Origin of the sequence: Synechococcus elongatus PCC 11801, from assembly GCF_003846445.2 — a bacterium.
GTDB classification, from domain to species: domain Bacteria; phylum Cyanobacteriota; class Cyanobacteriia; order Synechococcales; family Synechococcaceae; genus Synechococcus; species Synechococcus elongatus_A.
On the sequence record NZ_CP030139.2, the window covers coordinates 2,272,457 to 2,294,151 of the forward strand.

Below are 21,695 nucleotides of genomic sequence, written 5' to 3' on the forward strand. Positions count from 1 at the left end.
TGCCAATTCACCGCAATTCTCAAGATTCACTAACCTAAACAGCTGGACAAGATCGTGGGAGCTTGAAACAGCGATCGCCCTAAACCCTGCTCGGAGGAGCGATCGCCTGATCCCAGCAAATTGTATTGGCGCTTACCAAACCTGAGTGAAGCTTGGCACGGTTCCTGAAAAAACTGTAAAGAATCATGAGCTTTCTGAGCAGAGTGGGGCTGGGTTAGTTGATCTATCAGACGGGTTGAAATCAATCCCCAGAGTTGAAAAGCGCGCGCTACGCTGTCGGCAATGTGAGAGCTGGCCCATGCAGACTGAATCGCGCGAACCGGCACCCCACCCCGCAACCCCCAAGGCATTGGCCGAGTTGGATGCCGCGATCGCTCAGTTAGAAGCAGAAGTTCAAGCCCTACCCGCCGACTTGACTGCGCAGATGCAGCAGGAGTTAGCCCAGCTTGATGGACTTGCGAAAGAGATTGCAGCGCAAGCAGCGGCGCTCACCCACTCTCTGCAAGCTTTTGCTAGCCAAGCGACTCAACTTAATCCGGTCTATCGGCGTTGGCGGCAACAGCAGGGCGCGATGTTACTACCCCCGACGGCGATCGATGGCCAGCGCCACCATGTGCGGCTACAGCGACAACGCCCCGCTCATCTGTGGGAAACAGCGACTTGTGAAGTGCCGTCAATTGAGCAGTATGGTGGCTGCTATCGCTTGGTGAAACAGACGGTGCCCTTGGGGTGGACACCTCCCAGCTTGGAGCAACCGGAGACGGCTGAATCTCTGCAGTCTTGGTTAACGCGGAGTCGGCAGCGAGTTTTGAAGGACTTTTCGGGTCTGTAGATTGAGGCTTTCGAGCAGCGTGTCTAAGAGAGTCGTTGTCACCAAACAACGCTGGCTGCTCCTCAAGATAACGCTAGAAGACTTCCCGCTGCCAGCATCTTCGCCTAGGCTGAGAGCGATTCGCGTCAGGAAATGGTGCCGTGCCGCTCTCCAGTCACTTGCGATCGCTCTTGCTCTACCTCCTGCTGGGGGCGATCGCGATCGTGATGTTGATCCCGCTGCTCTGGCTGGTCAGTACGGCCTTTAAGTCAGCAGGTGAGGACATTTTTCAGTTTCCGCCGCAGTTTCTCCCGTCGCAACCGACGCTGGATAACTTCCGCCGGGTCTGGGCTGAGAACCCACTGGCCCAGTACTTCTTTAACAGCACATTGGTGGCCTTGTTGACGGTGGGGCTCAATTTACTGTTCTGTTCCTTGGCTGCTTACCCTCTAGCGCGCTTGGAGTTCAAAGGGCGGCAGACGATCTTTCTGCTGATTGTGGCCACCATCCTGATTCCGTTTCAGGTGGTGATGATTCCGCTCTACGTCCTGATCATCAATCTGGGACTGCGCAATACTTACCTCGGACTGGTGTTCCCCTACCTAGCGTCAGCCTTTGGCATCTTTCTCTTGCGCCAAGCCTTCCAATCAATTCCCAAAGACTTGGAGGAAGCTGCCCGCATTGATGGTTGCAACGATTTGGGCGTTTGGTGGAATGTGATGATTCCTTCGGCGCGGCCCGCGCTGATCACCTTGGCGATCTTTGTCTTCATCGGCTCTTGGAGTGACTTCCTCTGGCCGCTGATTATTTTGGATGAGCCTGATCGCTACACCTTGCCCTTAGGAATCGCGACCCTCGCCAGTGGCTTCTCGCTGGACTGGCGCTTAGTAGCAGCGGGTTCAGTGTTGTCGATTCTGCCGGTCTTTGGAGTCTTCTTGGCGCTGCAACGCTACATCGTGCCTTCGGCTGCCGCTAGTGGTGTGAAGGGGTAGATTCCGATTTACACCAGAGGATAGTAGCAACTGAGCCGTATCGCAGGTTGCCAGATTGTAGTGAAGTCGTTCGCTAGGGTAAGGGCTGTTCTGTTAGCTGTGCGCGTTCATGTCCATCGTTGCTGACACCTTGCTCGAAGCCTTGAATTGGCGGTATGCCACCAAAGCCTTCGACCCCGATCGCAAAATCCCGGCAGACACTTGGGAGGCACTTCAACAATCCCTCGTGCTGACTCCCTCTTCCTACGGCCTGCAGCCTTGGAAAGTGATTCAAGTGGAGTCCCCCGAACTGCGATCGCAACTGCTGCCGAACTCCTACAACCAAAAACAAGTGGTGGATGCGTCCCACCTGATTGTTTTTGCAGCCCGCACAGCACTGAGCGAAAGCGATGTCGATCGCTTGATTGAGCTGACTTCTAGTACGCGCAATGTCCCAGCTGACAAGCTGGCGGGCTATCGCAACATGATGGTTGGCGATCTTGTCCAAGGCCCCCGCAGCGCCATCATCAATTACTGGGCAGCTAATCAGGCCTACATTGCGCTGGGCAATTTCCTGACAGCGGCAGCTTTGCTGGGTATCGATACCTGCGCTTTGGAAGGCATCATTCCGTCTGCTTACGATGAGCTGCTCAACCTCAAGGGCACAGGGTATCAGACGGTCGTGGCCGCTGTGGCTGGCTACCGCTCGGCAGCGGATCCCTATGCAGGTCTAGTGAAGGTTCGCTATCCGGCAGCTGAACTGATTGAGACTCGCTAGGTTTTGCCGGTAACTCAAGAGTGAAAAATGGGCTGGGTAAGCAGGCTAAGGCGCTCTTGTCTGCCAGCACCAGCCTTCTTTGCTACCGTTCAAATCAGTGCTGCTAGATGACTCAATGGCCAAAGCCAAACCTGCTTGGAGCTACGAAACCGCGATCGCGGAAGTGGAACAAGTTGTCCAGCAACTAGAGAGTGGCGAACTGCCCTTAGCAGAAGTGCTGGAGCAATTTCAGCAGGCCAGCCAACGCCTACAGCAATGCGATCGCTTCCTGCGTGACAAGCAAGCCGAGTTGGATCTGCTGATCGAATCGCTTGATGAGCCGTCCGAGCCACCGCAGTGATGATCTGAAACCCTGAAGACAGTGATCGCCCTGCCAAATTCCGTAGGATGGCGATCTTGATGAACTGCTGTGACCTATGTCCGAATCGCTCAAATTACTCACTCCGGTGCAAGTTGGTCGCTACCAATTGCGCAACCGTGTTGTTATGGCACCGCTCACCCGCAATCGGGCTACCGGCCCCGATAACGTCCCAAATGAGTTGAACGTGCGCTACTACCAGCAACGCGCTTCAGCGGGGCTGATCATCACGGAAGCCAGTCAGATCTCACCGCAGGGACAGGGCTATCCTCTGACACCGGGCATCCATTCTGCGGAACAGGTGGAAGGCTGGAAACCAATCGTGCAGGCAGTCCACGATCGCGGCGGTTGCATCTTCTTGCAGCTCTGGCATGTGGGTCGGATTTCCCATCCCTCCTTGCAGCCCGACGGCGCGCTGCCCCTTGCCCCGAGTGCAATTCAACCGGCAGGCATGGCTGCAACCTTCCAAGGGGAACAGCCTTTTGTGACGCCGCGCGCTTTGGAAACCGAGGAGATCGCGGGCATTGTCGAGGACTATCGCCGTGCGGCTGAAAATGCTTTGGCGGCGGGCTTTGATGGCGTCGAAGTCCACGGGGCCAACGGCTATCTGATCGATCAGTTTTTGCAGGATGGCACTAATCAGCGCAGCGATCGCTACGGCGGCTCGTTTGAGAATCGCAGCCGTTTCCTGCGCGAGGTCCTCGAAGCGGTGATCAGTGTTTGGGGAAGCGATCGCGTCGGCCTGCGCCTCTCCCCTTGGGGGCAGTTCAACGACATGCACGACTCCGATCCCGTCGGTCTGTTCAGCTATGTCGCTCAGATGCTGAACCCCTACAACTTGGCCTACCTGCACTGGATTGAACCGCGTTGGGACAAAGCTGAAGAAAGCCCAGAGTTCAATCAGCTAGCGACGCCGGTGTTCCGAGCGCTTTACAACGGCACGGTAATTGCAGCGGGTGGTTACAGCCGTGCCACTGCCGAAGCGGCGATCGTCTCGGGTGCTGCCGATCTGGTGGCCTTTGGTCGGATCTACATTTCCAACCCCGACTTGGTGGAGCGCTTCGCTCAGGATGCGCCCCTCAATGCCTACGATCGCAACACCTTCTACGGCGGTGATGAACGGGGCTACACCGACTATCCCAGTTTGGAAGCAGCGTCTGTCTAACCAACACCGGCATTAATTGCCCAGCAAAAAACCGCCATGGCAGAACGCTGTGGCGGTTTTTTGTCATTACAGTGCCGAGGGATGGGCGCGATCGCTAGCGGGAGCTCCCTTCGCGAGCCCGACGCCGCTTATCCCGCCAATCGACGGCAGTGAGATAGATAACACCAGCAGTAACAGCCACCATCAAACTGAGGGCGACCACTGCCAAGATGGACGGTAAAAATTCAGTCATAGCGATCGCGCTGACCTAGAAGCCAATGCTGCCGTCGCCATTCCGACCCCAGACCACCATTGCCAGCGAGAACGTGAAGACAGCCAGCAAAGCGGCCCAACCAAAGGTCAACAGTTCCATGAGTCCCCAACCTGATGAGAGCGTTCTTAGTATTCTAGGCGTCCCTCGCCCTTGTGTTAAAAAACGATCGAGAGATGCCGCTTCTGTTTTGACCGTGCTGACCTGTTCACTGCAAGCGATCGCTGCACCAGCGACTGCCCCTGGTACAACGACAACTCGCGTTCGCCAGCCCTATCCGCACTTTCGTGTGATTGTGCTTGACGACGACGTCAATACGTTTCAGCACGTCGCAGACTGCCTGCTGAAGTACATTCCGGGCATGACGGGCGATCGCGCTTGGGATCTCACCAATCAAGTTCATTTTGAAGGAGCCGCCACCGTGTGGAGCGGCCCCCAAGAGCAAGCAGAGCTCTATCACGAGCAACTGCGGCGCGAAGGCTTGACCATGGCCCCGCTAGAAGCTGTTTGATTGCACCCGCGGGCTGATGGAGCTTAGTAGAAAGCCGAGAAGCTTCCTGAAGTCTGGATAGCCAGTTGCTGAACTGCTTGGGTGACGGCTTGCAGGATGAAAAAAGCCAGAATTGGCGAGAAGTCCATCCCACCCAACGGCGGAATGAATCGCCGGAATAAATCGAGATAGGGATCGGTGAGTTGACCCAAGATCAGCATGAACTGACTGCCCTGAAAATTCGGAAACCAGCTCAGGAGCACACGAATGATCAACAACACGAAGTAGATGTTGAGGGTGATCGAAAGCGTGTTGAGCAGCAGACCAAGCGAAGAACTCATCATCACCGTCCAAGCAATCTGTCTGTTCTCACTCTAACTGAGGGGAGTTGTCGACTCGAGGGGAGTGGCGATCGCCGTATTGACCCGCCCCCAACGATCGAGCGGCCAAAAGCGCAGCCAGGCCCGACCAATCACATTACCTTCAGGTAAAAAGCCCCAGATATGGGAGTCGTTGCTGTTGTTGCGGTTGTCCCCCATCACGAATAAGCCGCCCTCTGGCACTAAATAGGGTCCCCACTCGTAGGCAGGCGGTTCCGCGAGGTAGGGTTCCGTCAACGGGTTTCCATCTACGAGGACTTGTCCTTGATGGACTTGAACTGTTTGGCCGGGCTGGGCAATCACGCGCTTGATAAACGCCTGATCTGCGCGGTAGCCCACCTGTTGCAGGACGGGTGGCGGCTGGAAGACAACGATATCGCCGGGTCGTGGCGGATGCATCTGATAGCTGACCTTTTCCACAATCAGGCGATCGCCCACGTGTAGGGTCGGCAGCATCGAATCTGAGGGGATGAAGCGTGGTTCTGCGATCCATCCCCGGATTAATAAGGCCAGTACCGCCGCTAGTAACAGCAGCCGTAGATTATCCTTTTGACTTTGCCAGAGCTGCTGCCACCACGGGGTGACTGAATCAGGGATCGTCATCAGCCCTCGCGATCGAGCTTAAGGACAGCCATGAAAGCTTCTTGGGGCACATCGACGGTGCCGATCGCCTTCATCCGCTTTTTACCCTTGGCCTGTTTCTGCAGCAGTTTCTTCTTCCGGCTGATATCACCGCCGTAGCACTTGGCCAAGACGTCTTTGCGCAACGCTGGAATGCTTTCGCTGGCAATAACGCGGGAGCCGATCGCAGCTTGCAGTGGGATCTTGAACTGGTGACGGGGAATCAGTTCCTTCAGTTTCTCAACCAGCGCCTTACCAACGTAGTAGGCCTTATCGCGGTGCACGATCGTCGCAAGGGGATCAACCGGCTCGCTGTTAATCAGAATGTCCATCCGCACCAGCTCGCCTTCGCGGTAGCCAATCAGCGAATACTCCATGCTGGCGTAGCCTTTGGTGCGTGACTTCATCTGGTCAAAGAAGTCCGTGACCACTTCCGCCAAGGGCATTTCGTAGATCAGCGTTGTCCGCTCCTGGGTCAGATACTTCATGTCAATGAAGATGCCGCGCCGCGTTTGGCAGAGGTCCATCAGCGCCCCGACGTACCCTTCGGGCGTGATGATTTCAACCTTGACGTAGGGCTCTTCGATCTTTTCGCGCTGCTGAGGTGGTGGCAGTTTGGAGGGGTTATCCACCCGCAGCACTTCGCCATCAAGCGTGGTGACTTGATAGACCACCGAAGGCGCCGTGGTAATCAGGTCGAGATTGTATTCCCGCTCCAGCCGTTCTTGCACAATTTCCATGTGCAGCAGACCGAGAAAGCCACAGCGGAAGCCAAAGCCCATAGCACTGGAAGTTTCCGGTTCGTACTGAAGGGCAGCGTCGCTCAGTTGCAGCTTTTCGAGCGCATCGCGCAGGTCGGGATAACGATCGGAATCTGTGGGGAAGAGCCCGCAGAAGACCATCGGCTTGGCTTCGACGTAGCCGGGTAGCGGTTCTGCCGCTCGCGCCCGTGCCAAGGTGATCGTGTCGCCGACCCGTGCATCAGCCACGGCCTTGATGGAAGCGGCAATGTAGCCCACTTCGCCCGCATGCAATTCTTCGACTTGGACTTGGTTGGGCGAAAGCACACCCAGCTCATCGATCTCGTATTCCTTGCCCGAGGCCATCAGTCGAATGCGATCGCCTTTGCGCACGGTGCCGTCAATGACGCGGAAGTAGACGATCACACCGCGATAGGGATCGTAGTAGCTGTCGAAAATCAGCGCCCGCAGCGGTTCCTGAGTCGTATCGCTGGGCGGCGGCACGAGGTGAACGATGCTCTCTAAAATTTCATCGATGCCGATGCCAGACTTAGCCGAGGCTTCGATTGCACCGCTACAATCCAGCCCAATCACTTCTTCGATCTCGCGTTTGACCCGCTCGGGATCCGCACCGGGCAAGTCGATTTTGTTGAGGACAGGGATGATTTCGAGGTCGTTTTCCAAGGCCAGATAGACGTTGGCCAAGGTCTGCGCTTCTACACCCTGCGAAGCATCGACCACCAGCAGCGCCCCTTCGCAGGCTTGCAGCGATCGCGACACTTCATAGGAAAAGTCGACGTGGCCCGGCGTGTCGATCAGGTTGAGCACATACTGCTCGCCGTCCTGAGCGCGGTAGTTCATCCGCGCCGCCTGCAGCTTAATCGTGATGCCGCGCTCGCGCTCCAGTTCCATGTTGTCGAGGAACTGTTCCTTCATTTCGCGGGCTTGCACCGTTCCCGTTTCTTGCAGCAAGCGATCGGCCAGGGTCGATTTGCCGTGGTCGATGTGGGCAATGATGCAAAAGTTACGAATTTTTGAAACCGAAACGTCGGTCATACAGCCGGAACCCGTAGGAAAAGCGCAGCAGCCAAGGCAGCTTTCCCATTCTAAAGGCCGTCTAAAGCTCTCTTGGGTGGGTGACAGCTCAACAGCCATTTCTCAACGCGATTGCTACGCTAAGGCCGGACTGTCGAAGGTCGATCGCGCCATGACTGCTTCCCGATCGCGCTCGACTGCTGCGAATCCCCTAGAACTCGCTTGGATTACGCCGTCGGCGGCACAACTGGCCTCCACGGCGGATTTGTACTTTGTCCAAGATCTGCTAGGACGCTATCTGTCCTTCGCTTGGCGCAGTGGACAACGGCTTGGGTTGAATAGTGATCAAGTCGTCGGTAGTTATCTCAGCGAGCAGTTTACGCCGGTTGATCTCAACCTCTATCTGGCGCGGATGCGACGGGCCATGCATCGAGGCCGCGCTGAGCAATTTCGCACTGGCTTTCGTTTTCAGGGACAGGTTTACGTTTTTGACCTGACCCTCAGCCCGATTCTGCAACCGCAGCAGGCCAGCTCATTGCTGTTGGTGATTGGGCGGCAGCAGGAGCCGCTACCTGAAGTTCTGCCAGAACCTCCGATCGCGATCGCGCCGCCGCACCATGCCAAGTTGTTTGCCCAAATTGCTTGGGATATTCGCCGCACCCTCGACCCTGAAACGATTTGGCAACACACTGTTCAAGGGTTGGGACAGGCACTCGGTCTTCAGCGCTGCCTACTCTGCCCCTATGAACTGGGATCGACAGCGATCGCGATTGTGGCGGAATATCGGCAGGCCAATCTGCCCGTGGTTTTGGGCGAACAGCTAGCGATCGCCGCCAATCCTGCCCTCGCGGATGCACTCCTCAGTTTGCGACCCACCCAAGCCGTCGTTGACTTTGAGCGATCGCCTGCAGAACCAATATGGATTGTCCCGACCGGCTATCAGGAGCATCCCAACGGCGTCTTGCTGCTGCGATCGGCGGAGGAATTAAGTGTGGGCGATCGCGATCTGGTTTGGGAGCTGGCAGATCAAGTCGGGACCGCCCTCGCCCATGCCCGCCTCTATGCCCAAAGTCAGGCTTTGGCGCTGGAATTGCAGCGGGCCAACCAAACTTTGTTGGAACAGCAGCAGGCTTTGATCGAAGCGCATCGCCAGTCGGAAGCCCTCTCCCAGCTGAAAACTGACTTTTTAGCGAATACATCCCACGAGCTGCGCACGCCGCTGACCGGCATGATTGGCTATCTGCAATTGCTGCAAGACGATCTTGCGGATACCCCCGAAGAGCGGCAGGAGTTTGTTGAGGGGGCTTATCACTCGGCACTGCATTTGCTGGGCATCATCAACGATATCCTTGACATTGCCCGCATCGAAGCTGGACGGCTGCAACTGCAGTCTGAAACTGTCTCTCTGAGGAGCTTGCTGGCGGAAGTAGAAACCTGTCTTCGCAGCCAAGCCCAGTCGAAAGGATTGGTCTATCGCTGTCAGATAGCCGCTGGCACAGAGTTGGTCGACTTGTGGGGCGATCGCCAGCGTCTCTTGCAGGTGTTGTTCAATCTGGTCGGAAATGCGATTAAGTTCACACTCAATGGCTACGTTGAAGTGCGAGCCATGGCGGTGTGGCAACCGCTCTGTGCCAATGGCTTCGATTTGCCGGGCTATCTCAAATTAGAGATTGAAGACAGCGGGATTGGGGTAGCACCGGAACGACAAGACAGTTTGTTTCAGCCGTTTAGCCAAGCGGATAGCTCGTTGACGCGACAGTTTGGGGGCAGCGGCTTGGGTCTGGTGATCTGTCGCCGCCTATTGGAGAGCATGGGGGGCATGGTGGAACTGTTCAGTCCCGGTGAGGGCTTGGGCACAACAGTGACCTGTTTGATTCCTCTGGCTCCCACGGCCACCGTTGCCTAGCGTCCGTCGTCACAGTTGCAGGATCAATTCCAACCCCTACACTGCAAAACGAAGGCTTCTTTGCGATCGCAGGTCCCTATGCCTACTGTTGCTCGGATGTGGCGACCCCTGCTGGGTCTTGCATTGATCTCACTGCTCGTTCAAAGTTGCGGGCGATCGCGACAAGCGTTCAATCCTGATGGTGACCTGTGCGGATCGCGCCAGTTGGAAGCTAGTGACATCTTTAAACGCAGTAAGGGCAGTGTCGTCAAAATTGAGACTGCAACAGGCTTGGGATCTGGTTTCGTTGTCAAAAACGATAATGGCTCAATCATTCTGACTAACGCTCACGTTGTTAAAGGCAACGGTGGTCAACTGACGGTCAAAGATGTGCGGGGCAATACGGTCGAGGCTCAACTGCTGGCTGTGGGTGAAGGCGAAGCTGATTCCTCCGATTTGGCGTTGATTAAAACCGATGTCGAAATTGGCACTCCCTTGAAGCTGGATGATGAGATTGAAACGGCAAGTACGGTCTATGCGATCGGTTCGCCCTTGGGTCAGGAATGGTCTATTTCGCAGGGAATTATCAGCCGTTTTGTCACGGATCAAGGCTTAATCCAAACTGATATCGCCATCAACCCTGGTAACTCCGGCGGGCCAGTGCTCGACAAGCGGGGTTGTGTCGTCGGTGTGGTTGTATCCAAGCTCGATCCAGCGCAGTCCGAAGGAATTGGCTTTGCGATCGAACCGCGCATTGCCGAGCGGTATGTGAAAGAAAATGCGCAAAATCAAGCGATCGCGCTTGACCAGTTCAGTGAGCCTGAAGAATCCCAAGTTGAGCAGGTCGAAAATCCCGAGCGTAGTGATGCGGGTTACGAAGTCTGTAATCAATCGGGTGAGAAGCTTTCTGTTGCGATCGCCTATTTCGATACATCAGCCGATAGCTATCGCAGTGAAGGCTGGTGGAACCTAGACAAAGAGGACTGTCAGTTCTTTCCCAACTTGCTTAATCGCGTTGATGAAGTCTACGTCTTCGCCGAGTCCGATCAAACGCTCTGGTCTGGAGATTTCCCCTTCTGTATCCAAGAGGAAGCCTTTGACTACCCCAATGCCAACCGCGATCGCTGCCCGGACCCTGCCTATTCCAAAGGCTTCCTCAAAGTGGAAGTTGGTGACGCTAAAACCTGGACCACGAATTTGACACCCTCTCAATGAGCGATCGCGATCGAGGAGTTCAGGGATTTTGATAAATGGCTTAAACTACAGCCATAAAATCAAAATTCAAAATATTGAGGTAGCCAAAATGGCCATTTATGAAAAAATGCTTGAACAAATCTACCGATGTCTCTTGCGGCCTGGTGATACAGCCATCGATATTGGTGCTCACACTGGGCTCCATACCTTGCCAATGCTAGACGCTGTAGGTGAAACAGGAAAGATTTATGCCTTCGAGCCTTTACAAGCTGAATATCAAAAGCTGAAAGCTGAAATCTTAAATCACCCAGCTTTTCAAGCCCAGTCTAAAAGTTTTTGTGCCTACAATTGCGCTTTAGGAGATAAAGAAGAAACAACTCAATTCGTTTATGTGCAAAATTTTCCAGAGTATAGCGGTTTTCGTGAAAGGATTTATCATGACAACTCAATTGAAAGGGAGATAATAACTGTTGATGTGCGTCGATTGGATTCCTTTGTTGATCAGTTTCAAGGTCTGCGCTACATCAAAATAGATGCAGAAGGGGCTGAACTTATGATCTTAAAAGGAGCCCAAGATGTTATTAAAAAGTATCATCCAGTAATTTCTTTTGAACTAGGAGATTTGTCGCTTTCCAATTATCCCTACGAGTCTAAAGACGTCTATGACTTCTTGTCGGTTCTTGGTTACAATATTTTTTCAGTTTTTGGAATTCTTCTTTCTCGAGAAGATTTTATTGAGGCTTCAAAGGAACAGTTTTTTTGGGATTATGTCGCAATTCCCAATTTGACAACTTGGCCGTTGGGTCATTATCACCTGCGGCTATTGATGCGGGAGATGGATGCTTTGTCTGCTGCTGCCAGATCAACTACCCTACCAACGGCAACGCAGCTAGAAGAGCCTGTCACAACCCCATCGAAGCTCAAGCGTCTTAAGGCAAAAATTCGGAATCTAGTGCGGGGCAATTAGGTGGGGGCCAAGCCCTCGATCGCGACGAGGGCTTCGGCCATTTGCTTAACCACCGGTGCAGCAACGGTTGAGCCGTAGGCATCATCACCCCTTGGCTCGTCGACCACTACAAGAATGGCGTAGCGTGGATTATCCGCAGGCAAGACCCCAACAAAGCTGGTAATCCGGGCACCGGCGACGTACATGCCGTTCTCTGCTTTTTGGGCTGTACCCGTTTTTCCTCCCAGTCGGTAACCCTTGATTTGAGCGGGTTTACCACTGCCATCCACCACAACACTCTCCATCAAGCTCATGACTTGCTTTGATGTCTCGGCCGAGAAGAGCTGCGGGGCTTCAGGACGCGGCGGTTGCCAGTAGAGCTGCCCTTGACTGTCCACTAGTCCAGCAATCACGTGGGGGGTGACGAGTTTGCCGCCATTGGCGATCGCGGCATGTAGTTGCAAAAGCTTGAGTGGTGTTAATGAAAACCCTTGGCCAAAAGAAGCGGTTGCAGGCTCAATCACGTGATTCACAAATTCATTCCGCGCCTTGATTTGCCCCGCCGTGGCAAAGGGTAGATCCGTGCCGACCGCTTTATCGATCTGCAGCTTTTGGAGCCACTCAAAATAACGCTGGGGTCGGAGCCGGTCCATGATGTGCACCATGGCCACATTGCTGGAATACTGCATGACCTTTTCGAGGGAGAGCGGTCCTCTACCCCCAGAGGTGCTGTAGTCATGGTTGTTGATGGGCCAGCCCCCGACTTGGATGCGGCCTTCGTCATAAATGACGTCGTTGATGTCGAGAACTTTTTCTTCCAGGGCGATCGCAATGTTGATTGGCTTAAAGGTAGAACCTGGCTCATAGAGATCGTGAACTGCCCAATCGTTGAATAGCTTGGGATCGGCCTCGTAGTAGCGATTGGCATCGTAGGTGGGCTCGCTGACTAGCGCCAGGAGTGAACCATCGCGGACATCCATCACGATCGCGGCCCCCCGCTTGGCGGAATAGCGCTTTAGCTGCTGCCGCAGAACGGTTTGTGTGGTGCGTTGCAGTCGACCATCGAGTGTCAGCTGCAACCGCATATCGTCTTGGTGTAGAAAACCAGCCGGCACGCCATCGGGTAGCAGACTGCCATCGCCCGATCGCTCTACGGAGGCTTTGAGTACTGGGCGTTGTAGGAGATTTTGCTGGCTGAACTCAAGACCGGCTTGGCCCTTTCGTTCGTCGTTGAGGAAGCCAACGATATTGGCATAGAGGTCTTTAAAGGGATAGAGTCGCTGCGCCCGCTGCTCAAACTCTAGGCCATCGAGATAGAGACCGCGCAGGGTACTGACGGTATCCCGTGAGAGGTCCGATCGCAGGCGAATCCCACTCTCTTGTGCTTGAAAGCGCTGCTGGAGAGCTGCCTTGTCCATGCCCAAAATTGGCGCGAGCTTTTCCGCAACGGCCGGAATGGGTTCCTTAAATAGACGCGGATGGACGTAAAGCGTGTAAATTTCTTGATCCAGCGCAAGCAAATTGCCCTGCTGGTCAATGATTGGTCGCCGTGGCAAAAAGGGCGAAAGGGTAACCTGCTGCTGTTCTGCCGCCTTCTGCCGCAGCGTTGGTCCTTCCAGAACTTGGACGGTGAAGAGCCGCCACCCCAGACAGGCAGCTCCCAGGACGAGTAATAGCCAAATGGTCAGTAGACGCCGGGGCTCAATGACCTGAGTCGGTACTGAACGACGTGACGATCGCCGGGGTCGCCGGCCTCCTCGCGCTTGCGGCAGTACCGCCATCGCTAGTACCCCACAGAGATGGCTGGAGCTTGGGGTTGGGACTCAGGTGCTGGTTCCGCCGGTCGGGGTGGAGCGGGTTGTAAAAAGATTAAATCGGAGGGTTTTGCCGACACCCAACCCTGTCCGGTTTGCTGCCCCTGTTCCAAAACCTCATCGCGCAACAGAGCTGTGGTTGCAGTCAGTTTTAACTCTTGTTGACGCAGGTGATCTAGCTGGCGAAAATCACGACTCCAGCGCGAATCAAGATAGACATTGAAGCAATAGACGCCCAGCACACCCGCACCCAGACTGGCACCCAGTCCCAATCCAATTTTTTGGCAGGCCCCTAACCAAGGCAAACTGCGCGTCTTCGTTGCCGATCGCGATCGGCTCCGCGGCGTTGTCGTGGGGGTAACCACCGTCAGCGATCGAGGCTGGGGAATCGAGCGGGCAGGAACGGCGACCATGGTGGTTCAGGGGCAGAGGGATGAAGGGAAAACACGGCTGAGTATGCCGTGGGCGAGTCGTCTCGAAAAGACTTGTCGTTGCTTTTAAAGATTCTGTTAAGAATCTCTGGAACGGAGAAACCCGATGTGTATTGCCGGCTACGTTTCCGCTTAAAGATAGCGCTTGCTCACCAAAACGGGGCTGCGATCGCGGCGAATAGCTCAGGGCTGACTCAACAACAGCAGGCTGATCAGCGTACCGCTATTCCAAAGGCCGTGTAGCAGCATCGGCGCCAACAGGTTGCGGCTGCGGGCATAGACATCGCCCAGCAAACAGCCAAGGGCAAACAGCGGCAAGACTTCCGACAGGCTGAGGTGGGCGAGGGCGAAGAGAAGACCACTGAGGGCGATCGCTCCCCGCACCGGCAGCCACCGCGTTAGCGAGGCCATCAGAAAGCCCCGAAAGAGCACTTCTTCAAACAGTGGTGCGGCGATCGCGGCGGTCACCCAGAACCAGAACAGGGCGCTACGGCTACCTGTATCCAGAACCAACTCCAGCAGCGGATTGCTACCGCCGCGTCCCTGCCAGATCAGCTGATTCAGTAAAGAGGTGCCAATCACAATTGGTAGGGCAACCCAATAGCCGCCAATTCCCCACAGCGCCCAGCGCGATCGCCAGCGGAGAACAAACCAATCGGGTGGCAGGGGCCGATAGCGCTGCAATGTCCAAGCAAGTAGCCCCAATACCAGAACGGCCATCAAGCCGTAGCGAACCAAGATAGAAAATGCTTGGCCACTGACATCCATCCGACTGCTATCGAAGCCAACAGCAGCCAAGAGTGTTGGGAGCAACAGCTGGTTGAGGCCAATCTGGCCAATCAAAATGAAGCCGGGCAGCATTACCCAAGCGACCACCGTCGAGTCCCAGGGCACCGTCCAGCCCTGTAAAGGCGGAAACGGTTGCTTGCGCCAGCGCCGCCAACCCAAGTACCCCAAGAGGACTAGGCCCAGCAGTGATCCGATCAATGGCAGGCCATTGAGCAACAAAAGTGCGATCAGGGCTTGCCAAGCGGCTCGATTTTGACGCTGCGCAAGACTGGCGAGGGCTTCGGATCGCTGTTGCAGGCTGTAGAGCTGCTCTAAGGCTTGGGTCTGGAACCAACCCCGTAGCTGCGATCGCAGCTGAGGTTCAGCATCGGGCAACAGGCGTGGTGGATCTTGCCAGAGCCCTGTCAGCACAGCAGCCACCTGCTGGGTGGGTGAGTTGGGAAGGGTGGCGGCGATCGCATTTTGCCAGGTGGCGATCGCAGCTTGGGGTTTGCCCCCTACAGCTTCCAGTAATCCCAGCTCCACAAGTGCTTGGCTGAGCCGGTCGCTTTGTACGAGCAGTTCGGTTGCGCTGTTGTCTTGGAGTTGTTCAACGCGTTGGCGAAAACTGCTTTCGGCGGCGGCAAGAGTATTTTGGCGATCGGTGTCAGCGCTGGCCCATTGATCCTGGAGTTGCAGGACTTGCAGTGATAACTCGCTTTGCCGCAATTCCAGCTGACTTTGCACCTGGGGTTGCTGCCAACTTGCCAGCAAAACATTGCCCATCAACAGGCATGCCAACAGAGACAGACTCCAGACTAGTAACCGCCGTATGCCCATGGGCTCTCGCTGTCGCATTCGTCCCCGGCATTATCCCATTGGCCTTGAGGCGGTCGGCTCAGCGTAAAATGATTCGGGCTTTTGGCCTGACCTTTGCACCAACTCAGCGGAGAAAACCTTGGCTACGCGTGTTGTCCTCGTCCGCCACGGACAAAGCAGCTATAACGCCGCGGGGCGTATCCAAGGACGCTGCGATGATTCTCAGCTGACCGATCGTGGTGCAGCGGATGCGGCCAAAGTAGCCGCCGCTCTGAATGGCATTCCTTTTACAGCGGCTTACTGCAGTCCTCTGCAACGGGCGAAGCGCACGGCTGAAATCATCATTGAGCGAATTGAGAATCCACCTGCTCTAGCAGTCAGCGACGGCCTATTAGAAGTCGATCTGCCGATTTGGGAAGGGTTGCATCGCGACACCGTGCGATCGCAGTATGCCGACCTCTATCGTCAATGGCACGAACAGCCGCATGAGCTGGTGTTGACGGTGCCCGATGGACAAGGCGGTAGTCGGGAACATGCACCGGTTCTGGCGCTGTTTGAGCAAGCCCGCCAATTCTGGGCAGAACTGCTCGATCGCCATCGCGACCAAACTATCCTGCTGGTTGCCCACAACGGCATTTTGCGATCGCTGCTTGCTACGGCCCTCGGTGTTGCCCCCTCGGCTTACCAAGTGATTCGCCAGTCGAACTGCGGCATCAGTGTTCTCAACTTTGCAGATGGCACGAAGCAACCGGCGCAACTTGAGTGCCTGAATCTGACGGCACCCTTGGGCGATGCCCTGCCCGATCGCGGGGCTAGTAGCGGCGTGCGCCTGCTGTTGGTACGCCACGGTGAAACTGACTGGAACCGTCAGAAACGCTTCCAAGGTCAAATCGATATTCCACTCAATGACAACGGTCGGGTCCAAGCACGATCGGCAGCGGAATTCCTCGCGCCAATTCAGATTGATTTCGCCGTCAGCAGCCCGATGGCGCGGCCCAAGGAAACGGCAGAGCTCATTCTCGAACGCCATCCCCACTGCGAACTGTCAGTGGACGATCGCTTACAGGAAATTGGCCACGGCCTTTGGGAAGGCAAGCTCGAAGAAGAAATTGCTGCTGAGTTTGGTGAGCTATTGCAGCTGTGGAAGGATCATCCCGAGCAAGTGCAAATGCCGGAGGGTGAAAACCTACAGGATGTCTGGGATCGCTCGGTGGCCGCGTGGGAAGCGATCGTGGCCAACGCGCCGGAAGGGAGCACGGGGCTGGTGGTGGCCCACGATGCGGTCAACAAAGTCATCCTTTGCCATGTCCTCGGTCTTGCCCCGGCGGATATTTGGTCAATCAAGCAGGGCAACGGCGCAGTCACGGTTGTTGACTATCCGAAGCGGCTCGAGTCGCGACCAGTCCTGCAGGCGATGAACCTGACCCTGCATTTAGACGGCGCGGTTCTCGACCGTACGGCTGCAGGAGCGCTCTAGCCAGTCATGGCCGATCTGTTTCGCCAAATTCGTGTCCTCGATCCGGCGACAGGAAGCGATCGCCGTCGCGATGTGCGCATCCAAGGTGGGCGATTGATCGCGATCGCAGACAGCTTAGATACCCAGCCTGAGGATCAAGTTCATAGCCATCCTGATTGGGTCCTAGGGCCTGCCCTCACGGATCTCTATAGCCGATCGGGCGAACCTGGTGCAGAACCGCGGGAGACTTGGCAGAGTCTTGCTGCAGCAGCAGCGGCAGGTGGTTTTGGCCGCGTGTTGTTGCTACCGGAGGGCGAGCCTTGGCTCGATCAGGCCGAAGCCTTGACTGCTCGCCCGCGCCAGTTGGGCAGTGTGCAGCTGGATTATTGGGCGGCCTACTCGCAGCAGGGACAAGGTGAACAGCTGAGCGAGCTAGCAGAATTAGCGACTCAGGGCGCGATCGGGTTTGGTGATGGTCAGCCGTTGGCCAGCCCCGCTTTCCTGCGGCAACTGCTGCTCTATAGCCGCAGTCTCAATCGCCCGCTGTTGATCTGGCCTTGCGATCGCCAGTTGCGGGGTAAAGGACGCGCTCGCCAAGGGAGTCTGGCCCTGCGCTGGGGACTGCCGGTTGACCCTCAGAGTTCGGAGACTGCTGCTTTAGCACTGTTGTTAGAACTGCTGGCAGACTCTCCGACGCCGGTTCATCTGATGCGCATTTCCACTGCCCGCAGTGTTGAGTTGATTGCCCAAGCCAAACAACGAGGACTGCCGGTCACGGCAAGCGTCACATGGCTGCACCTGCTGGGTAATACGGCGGATCTGTCGGACTATGAGCCCAACCTACGCTTAGCGCCACCCCTGCCTGAGCCGGACGAGCAGGCCGTGCTGCAACAAGCGGTTCGAGACGGTCTGATTGAGGCGATCGCGGTTGATCACAGTCCCTATCTCTACGAAGAAAAGACCGTGGCCTTTGGTGAAGCTCCGGCTGGAGCGATTGGGTTGGAACTGGCGCTGCCCCAACTCTGGCAAAAGCTAGTGGTGGAAGCGGGCTGGTCACCGCTGACACTCTGGCAGCGACTATCGACTGGGCCGCAGCACTGTATCGGGGAAACGCCGCGATCGCTGAGCGAGGGCGATCGCGTGACGGTGTTTGACCCGCAACAATCATGGACTGTGAGTGAAACGAGTCTGCGATCGCAAGCGCGCAATACCCATTTGCTCGGACAGACCATGATTGGCCGTATTTGGCAGTCAGCTTAAGGGCTCTGTTGGGGGCGTTTGCTGATGGCTAGGCGGAGGATCGACTTCCCCCAAACGATTGAGTGGCCAGAAGCGCACCAGTGCTTTGCCAATGATTTTGTTGGCCGGTACGAAGCCCCAGTAATGGCTGTCGTAGCTGTTATTGCGGTTATCGCCCAGTACGAGGTAGCTATTGGCGGGGACTGTTTTGGGACCCCAGGTGTAACTGGGCTCTTGGGCAACGTAATTCTCGTTGAGAACCTTGCCATTGACCGAGACACGGCCATCGCGGACTTCGACGGTATCGCCTGGCAGGCCAATCACGCGCTTGATGAAGGCGTCGTCATAGCCCCGTTCTCGTAGCGGAAAGGGAGGCTCAAAGACGACGATATCGCCTCGCTGCGGCGGGTTAAAGCGATAGCTGACTTTATCGATAATCAGGCGATCGTTGATCTGCAGCGTCGGCAGCATTGACCCCGAAGGAATGTAGCGGGCTTCAGCGACAAACTGCCGAATCCCCAAAGCAAAAATGATGCTCAGTCCCAGTGTTTTGGCATTTTCGAGCCAGACATTTTCTTTCTTCGCGGTTGGGGTCTCAGATTTAGCCGTAGAGGTGGACGACGTTTCTGGTTTGGCCATGAAGTTCAGAAGTCAGTCTTGGCATGGGACAGATGATGCACATCCTAGCCCGTGAGTTCCCACCCTCGCTGTTTGATCCCGTTGCCAAGCGATCGCTGCCTCGCCTAGGCTCGGCATAGCACGTGGAAAGGAACAGTCTGCATGAGCGACCTCTGGATTCGTCAAGCCCGAGTGCTCTTGCCGTCGGGAGAGTGGCAGCAGGCCGATGTGGAAGTTCGCGCTGGCAAGATTGTCGCGATCGCCGAGCAGTTGCCGTCCGCCAGCGACGACACGCTCGAAGTTCAGGCAGAAGGACTGGCTTTGTTACCGGGGGTGATCGACCCGCAGGTGCACTTCCGCGATCCGGGACTGACCCACAAAGAAGATCTGCACACGGCAAGCCGTGCCTGTGCTCGGGGTGGCGTCACCAGCTTTATGGAGATGCCCAACACCAAGCCACTGACGACAACGCAGGAAATCCTGACCGAGAAGTTAGCGATCGCAGCAGAAAAGAGTCTGGTCAACTATGCCTTCTTCATTGGGGCCACGCCGGACAACCATCCTGATCTGCATACCGCTACGCCCACCTGCGGCATCAAGATTTTCATGGGCGCGTCCCATAGCCCGCTGATGGTGCCGACGGAGCCGGAACTGGAGCCGATTTTTGCAGCGGGACGGCGGCTAATTGCGGTTCATGCCGAAGACCAACCTCGCATTCTGGCGCGGCGAGAATTTATGCTGGCAGGCCCGCATGTCCCGGATTTGCACTCTGCAATTCAAGACAACGAAGCAGCACTACTCGCAACCCGTCTGGCGCTTAAGCTCTCCAAGAAATATCAGCGGCGGCTCCACATTCTCCACCTCTCGACCGGCGATGAAGCGTTGCTACTGCGCCAAGATAAGCCCGCTTGGGTGACGACGGAGGTGACGCCTCAACACCTGCTGCTCAATCGCGATGCCTATTACGAAATCGGTAGCTTGGCCCAGATGAACCCACCCTTGCGGACGCGCTGGGATAACGAAGTGCTCTGGCAGGCGCTGTTGGATGGCGTGATTGACTGTATCGCCACGGACCACGCACCGCACACCCTTGAGGAAAAAGCCCAGCCCTACCCTAACTGCCCATCTGGAATGCCCGGTGTCGAAACCTCGCTGCCGCTGATGCTGACCCAAGCCCAGCAAGGACGCTGCACAGTGGCACAGGTGTCGCAGTGGATGTCGACCAATGTGGCCAAGATCTTCGGCATTGCCAATAAAGGCAAGATTGAGCCGGGCTATGACGCTGACTTGGTGCTGGTTGATCTCGATCGCTACCAGCCGGTGCGGCGCGAAGATCTGCAGACCAAGTGCGGCTGGAGTCCTTTTGAAGGGTGGAACCTAACTGGCTGGCCGCAGGTGACGATTGTGGGTGGTCAGATTGTCTACGATCGCGGTCAGTTCAACGAGTCGGTGCGCGGCCAAGCGTTGCAATTCGATGAGTCAGGCTGGTAACCCGCGATCGCAGGGTGGATCTAGAGCTTGCGGAACAAGTTGATCTTGTCGCCGTAGGGGGGATAGCGCAGGGCCAGATCCAGCCAGAAGGGACGCTTGAGCACGGACTTGTAGTGGCTAAAGGTGTCGAAGCTAGCTTTGCCATGGTAGGCACCCATGCCACTGGGCCCCACGCCGCCGAAGGGCAGGTCGGGGACCCCCACCTGCAGAATCGTGTCGTTGAGACAGACGCTGCCCGCACTGGTTTGCGCGAGTACACGGCTCTGAACATGGCGATCGCGACTGAACAGATACAGCGCGAGAGGCTTGGGTTGGGCGCGAATCTGGGCGATCGCCTCCTCCAATTGGTCGTAAATCAAAATCGGCAGAATCGGCCCAAAGATTTCTTCCTGCAGGATTGGGTCACGGCAGGTCACGTCCGTAATCAGGGTGGGTGCGATGTAGCGATCGCTCCCATCCACCTGACCACCGTGGCGAATCGTGCCATCAGCGAGCAAACCGTTGAGTCGCTGCCAGTGGCGATCGCTGACGATTCGGGCATAGTCAGGACTTTGTTGCGGGTCCTCACCGTAGAACTGGTGGATGTTGTCGATCAGGGCTTGGATCAGTGGTTCGGCGACCGCGCGCTGCACGAGTAAATAGTCGGGGGCAATGCAGGTTTGACCGGCATTAAAAAATTTGCCCCAAGCAATGCGGCGGGCAGCCACCGCAAGATCGATATCAGCATCGACGATGCAGGGAGACTTGCCGCCTAGCTCTAGGGTGACAGGGGTCAGATGTTCGGCGGCAGCTGCCATCACCTTGCGCCCGATCGCCGTCCCCCCGGTGAAGAAGATGTGGTCAAACGGTTCGGCTAGTAGGGCTTGGCTGACCGTGGCATCGCCTTCCAGCACCCGGATGTAGTTGGGATCAAAGCGATCGCTAAGCAGGCGTTTCAGCAGACTCGAGGTAGCAGGAGCCAGTTCCGAAGGCTTGAGCACCGCACAATTGCCCGCCGCGATCGCCCCGACTAAGGGCAGCAGCAACAGTTGGAGCGGATAGTTCCAAGGCCCGATGATCAGTACAACCCCGAGCGGTTCGGCTTGGCGATAGGCTTGGGCCGGCCACTGTACTGCAGAAATGCGAGTCTTCTCGGGTTGCATCCAGCGCTTGAGCTGTTTGCAGGTCAGCTTGATTTGATCGCGCAGAAAGTAGATCTCGCTGGCGTAGGCTTCCAAGGCGGGTTTGTGCAAATCCTCAGCCAAGGCTTGAAGAAGCTCAGCCTCGTGATCGGTCAGTAGTTGAGCCAGATCCTGCAGGCGGGCCAAACGGAAGTTGAGCGATCGCGTTTCCCCGGAATTGAACGTCGCCCGCAAAGCCGCCACAGTCTCGGCAGCAGAAAAGGGAACAGCGACGGCAGTCATGGCAGCAGCTCAGCAAAATCTGCTTTTCACCG

22 protein-coding genes are annotated in these 21,695 nt (G+C 56.2%); 12 read left to right on the forward strand and 10 right to left on the reverse strand.

All coding sequences use genetic code 11. From position 1 onward, the window contains the following. The first annotated feature begins 298 nt into the window (after window positions 1–298). The 5 genes from DOP62_RS11350 (at window position 299) to DOP62_RS11370 (ending at window position 4,083) form a co-directional block, all read left to right on the forward strand. Window positions 299–832, forward strand: coding sequence for a hypothetical protein (locus DOP62_RS11350; protein WP_208674893.1), 534 nt, complete (start codon window positions 299–301; stop codon window positions 830–832). A gap of 206 nt (window positions 833–1,038) precedes the next feature. Beyond that, window positions 1,039–1,803, forward strand: coding sequence for a carbohydrate ABC transporter permease (locus DOP62_RS11355; RefSeq protein ID WP_370538907.1), 765 nt, complete (start codon window positions 1,039–1,041; stop codon window positions 1,801–1,803). A 109-nt stretch (window positions 1,804–1,912) separates the two neighbouring features. Next, a complete protein-coding gene (locus tag DOP62_RS11360; RefSeq protein ID WP_208674897.1) occupies window positions 1,913–2,560 on the forward strand; it encodes an NAD(P)H-dependent oxidoreductase in 648 nt (215 codons plus the stop codon). A gap of 115 nt (window positions 2,561–2,675) precedes the next feature. Then, on the forward strand, window positions 2,676–2,900 hold the full coding sequence (gene xseB, locus DOP62_RS11365; protein ID WP_208674898.1) for an exodeoxyribonuclease VII small subunit: 225 nt from the start codon (window positions 2,676–2,678) through the stop codon (window positions 2,898–2,900). 76 nt (window positions 2,901–2,976) lie between these two features. After that, a complete protein-coding gene (locus tag DOP62_RS11370) occupies window positions 2,977–4,083 on the forward strand; it encodes an alkene reductase (protein ID WP_208674899.1) in 1,107 nt (368 codons plus the stop codon). A 94-nt stretch (window positions 4,084–4,177) separates the two neighbouring features. Here the strand turns inward: DOP62_RS11370 and DOP62_RS11375 are convergent, their stop codons facing one another. Both DOP62_RS11375 and petN read right to left on the reverse strand, forming a co-directional pair. Then, the gene (locus DOP62_RS11375) at window positions 4,178–4,315 is read right to left on the reverse strand and encodes a hypothetical protein (RefSeq protein ID WP_011377590.1); all 138 of its coding nucleotides are present in this window, start codon (window positions 4,313–4,315) and stop codon (window positions 4,178–4,180) included. 15 nt (window positions 4,316–4,330) lie between these two features. Further along, window positions 4,331–4,435 (reverse strand): cytochrome b6-f complex subunit PetN, encoded by a 105-nt coding sequence (gene petN / locus DOP62_RS11380; RefSeq protein ID WP_011243356.1) that lies wholly within the window; start codon window positions 4,433–4,435, stop codon window positions 4,331–4,333. A gap of 118 nt (window positions 4,436–4,553) precedes the next feature. Between petN and clpS the strand changes: the two genes are divergently transcribed. Then, the gene (gene clpS, locus DOP62_RS11385; RefSeq protein ID WP_323368543.1) at window positions 4,554–4,844 is read left to right on the forward strand and encodes an ATP-dependent Clp protease adapter ClpS; all 291 of its coding nucleotides are present in this window, start codon (window positions 4,554–4,556) and stop codon (window positions 4,842–4,844) included. A 23-nt stretch (window positions 4,845–4,867) separates the two neighbouring features. Here clpS and DOP62_RS11390 read toward each other — a convergent pair whose 3' ends face one another. Genes DOP62_RS11390 through lepA form a run of 3 tightly spaced genes read right to left on the reverse strand, consistent with a single transcriptional unit; the run spans window position 4,868 to window position 7,620 of the window. Continuing rightward, entirely contained in the window at window positions 4,868–5,167 is a 300-nt protein-coding gene (locus DOP62_RS11390) for a YggT family protein (protein ID WP_222610260.1), read from the reverse strand. Between the two features lie 30 nt (window positions 5,168–5,197). Then, complete coding sequence (gene lepB / locus DOP62_RS11395) at window positions 5,198–5,806, reverse strand: signal peptidase I (protein ID WP_208674901.1); 609 nt, start codon at window positions 5,804–5,806, stop codon at window positions 5,198–5,200. Continuing rightward, a complete protein-coding gene (gene lepA, locus DOP62_RS11400) occupies window positions 5,806–7,620 on the reverse strand; it encodes a translation elongation factor 4 (protein WP_208674902.1) in 1,815 nt (604 codons plus the stop codon). Before lepA ends, lepB (DOP62_RS11395) begins: the two co-directional genes overlap by 1 nt. A gap of 151 nt (window positions 7,621–7,771) precedes the next feature. On the opposite strand from lepA, the gene cikB reads away from it, so the two are divergent. The 3 genes from cikB to DOP62_RS11415 all read left to right on the forward strand — a co-directional run bounded on the left by cikB (window position 7,772) and on the right by DOP62_RS11415 (window position 11,645). Beyond that, window positions 7,772–9,505, forward strand: a complete 1,734-nt coding sequence (cikB, locus tag DOP62_RS11405) for a photosynthesis regulation sensor histidine kinase CikB (RefSeq protein ID WP_208674903.1) — start codon at window positions 7,772–7,774, stop codon at window positions 9,503–9,505. Window positions 9,506–9,583: 78 nt separating this feature from the next. Further along, on the forward strand, window positions 9,584–10,699 hold the full coding sequence (locus tag DOP62_RS11410; protein ID WP_208674905.1) for a trypsin-like peptidase domain-containing protein: 1,116 nt from the start codon (window positions 9,584–9,586) through the stop codon (window positions 10,697–10,699). Between the two features lie 88 nt (window positions 10,700–10,787). Beyond that, on the forward strand, window positions 10,788–11,645 hold the full coding sequence (locus DOP62_RS11415) for an FkbM family methyltransferase (RefSeq protein WP_208674907.1): 858 nt from the start codon (window positions 10,788–10,790) through the stop codon (window positions 11,643–11,645). Here the strand turns inward: DOP62_RS11415 and DOP62_RS11420 are convergent. From DOP62_RS11420 to DOP62_RS11430, 3 genes are all read right to left on the reverse strand, one after another. Further along, window positions 11,642–13,405, reverse strand: a complete 1,764-nt coding sequence (locus tag DOP62_RS11420; protein WP_208674909.1) for a peptidoglycan D,D-transpeptidase FtsI family protein — start codon at window positions 13,403–13,405, stop codon at window positions 11,642–11,644. The genes DOP62_RS11415 and DOP62_RS11420 overlap by 4 nt on opposite strands. A gap of 2 nt (window positions 13,406–13,407) precedes the next feature. After that, window positions 13,408–13,851 (reverse strand): hypothetical protein, encoded by a 444-nt coding sequence (locus DOP62_RS11425; protein WP_208674911.1) that lies wholly within the window; start codon window positions 13,849–13,851, stop codon window positions 13,408–13,410. A 201-nt stretch (window positions 13,852–14,052) separates the two neighbouring features. Next, window positions 14,053–15,477 (reverse strand): CPBP family intramembrane glutamic endopeptidase, encoded by a 1,425-nt coding sequence (locus DOP62_RS11430; RefSeq protein WP_261789925.1) that lies wholly within the window; start codon window positions 15,475–15,477, stop codon window positions 14,053–14,055. 118 nt (window positions 15,478–15,595) lie between these two features. On the opposite strand from DOP62_RS11430, the gene DOP62_RS11435 reads away from it, so the two are divergent. Further along, the gene (locus tag DOP62_RS11435) at window positions 15,596–16,933 is read left to right on the forward strand and encodes a histidine phosphatase family protein (RefSeq protein WP_370538797.1); all 1,338 of its coding nucleotides are present in this window, start codon (window positions 15,596–15,598) and stop codon (window positions 16,931–16,933) included. A gap of 6 nt (window positions 16,934–16,939) precedes the next feature. Next, on the forward strand, window positions 16,940–18,172 hold the full coding sequence (locus tag DOP62_RS11440; protein ID WP_208674915.1) for a dihydroorotase: 1,233 nt from the start codon (window positions 16,940–16,942) through the stop codon (window positions 18,170–18,172). Here the strand turns inward: DOP62_RS11440 and lepB (DOP62_RS11445) are convergent. After that, window positions 18,164–18,790 (reverse strand): signal peptidase I, encoded by a 627-nt coding sequence (lepB, locus tag DOP62_RS11445; RefSeq protein ID WP_208674916.1) that lies wholly within the window; start codon window positions 18,788–18,790, stop codon window positions 18,164–18,166. The genes DOP62_RS11440 and lepB (DOP62_RS11445) overlap by 9 nt on opposite strands. A 141-nt stretch (window positions 18,791–18,931) precedes the next feature. On the opposite strand from lepB (DOP62_RS11445), the gene DOP62_RS11450 reads away from it, so the two are divergent. Then, a complete protein-coding gene (locus DOP62_RS11450) occupies window positions 18,932–20,260 on the forward strand; it encodes a dihydroorotase (protein WP_208674917.1) in 1,329 nt (442 codons plus the stop codon). A 20-nt stretch (window positions 20,261–20,280) separates the two neighbouring features. On the opposite strand, the gene DOP62_RS11455 is transcribed toward DOP62_RS11450, so the two are convergent. After that, window positions 20,281–21,663, reverse strand: a complete 1,383-nt coding sequence (locus DOP62_RS11455) for an aldehyde dehydrogenase family protein (RefSeq protein ID WP_208674918.1) — start codon at window positions 21,661–21,663, stop codon at window positions 20,281–20,283. Window positions 21,664–21,695: the final 32 nt, after the last annotated feature.

Coding starts and splice junctions, on each gene's coding strand:
- DOP62_RS11350 (WP_208674893.1), top strand. CDS start 299: ATGCAGACTGAATCGCGCGAACCGGCACCCCACCCCGCAACCCCCAAG.
- DOP62_RS11355 (WP_370538907.1), top strand. CDS start 1,039: ATGTTGATCCCGCTGCTCTGGCTGGTCAGTACGGCCTTTAAGTCAGCA.
- DOP62_RS11360 (WP_208674897.1), top strand. CDS start 1,913: ATGTCCATCGTTGCTGACACCTTGCTCGAAGCCTTGAATTGGCGGTAT.
- xseB (WP_208674898.1), top strand. CDS start 2,676: ATGGCCAAAGCCAAACCTGCTTGGAGCTACGAAACCGCGATCGCGGAA.
- DOP62_RS11370 (WP_208674899.1), top strand. CDS start 2,977: ATGTCCGAATCGCTCAAATTACTCACTCCGGTGCAAGTTGGTCGCTAC.
- DOP62_RS11375 (WP_011377590.1), bottom strand. CDS start 4,315: ATGACTGAATTTTTACCGTCCATCTTGGCAGTGGTCGCCCTCAGTTTG.
- petN (WP_011243356.1), bottom strand. CDS start 4,435: ATGGAACTGTTGACCTTTGGTTGGGCCGCTTTGCTGGCTGTCTTCACG.
- DOP62_RS11390 (WP_222610260.1), bottom strand. CDS start 5,167: ATGATGAGTTCTTCGCTTGGTCTGCTGCTCAACACGCTTTCGATCACC.
- lepB (WP_208674901.1), bottom strand. CDS start 5,806: ATGACGATCCCTGATTCAGTCACCCCGTGGTGGCAGCAGCTCTGGCAA.
- lepA (WP_208674902.1), bottom strand. CDS start 7,620: ATGACCGACGTTTCGGTTTCAAAAATTCGTAACTTTTGCATCATTGCC.
- cikB (WP_208674903.1), top strand. CDS start 7,772: ATGACTGCTTCCCGATCGCGCTCGACTGCTGCGAATCCCCTAGAACTC.
- DOP62_RS11410 (WP_208674905.1), top strand. CDS start 9,584: ATGCCTACTGTTGCTCGGATGTGGCGACCCCTGCTGGGTCTTGCATTG.
- DOP62_RS11415 (WP_208674907.1), top strand. CDS start 10,788: ATGGCCATTTATGAAAAAATGCTTGAACAAATCTACCGATGTCTCTTG.
- DOP62_RS11420 (WP_208674909.1), bottom strand. CDS start 13,405: ATGGCGGTACTGCCGCAAGCGCGAGGAGGCCGGCGACCCCGGCGATCG.
- DOP62_RS11425 (WP_208674911.1), bottom strand. CDS start 13,851: ATGGTCGCCGTTCCTGCCCGCTCGATTCCCCAGCCTCGATCGCTGACG.
- DOP62_RS11430 (WP_261789925.1), bottom strand. CDS start 15,477: ATGGGCATACGGCGGTTACTAGTCTGGAGTCTGTCTCTGTTGGCATGC.
- DOP62_RS11440 (WP_208674915.1), top strand. CDS start 16,940: ATGGCCGATCTGTTTCGCCAAATTCGTGTCCTCGATCCGGCGACAGGA.
- lepB (WP_208674916.1), bottom strand. CDS start 18,790: ATGGCCAAACCAGAAACGTCGTCCACCTCTACGGCTAAATCTGAGACC.
- DOP62_RS11450 (WP_208674917.1), top strand. CDS start 18,932: ATGAGCGACCTCTGGATTCGTCAAGCCCGAGTGCTCTTGCCGTCGGGA.
- DOP62_RS11455 (WP_208674918.1), bottom strand. CDS start 21,663: ATGACTGCCGTCGCTGTTCCCTTTTCTGCTGCCGAGACTGTGGCGGCT.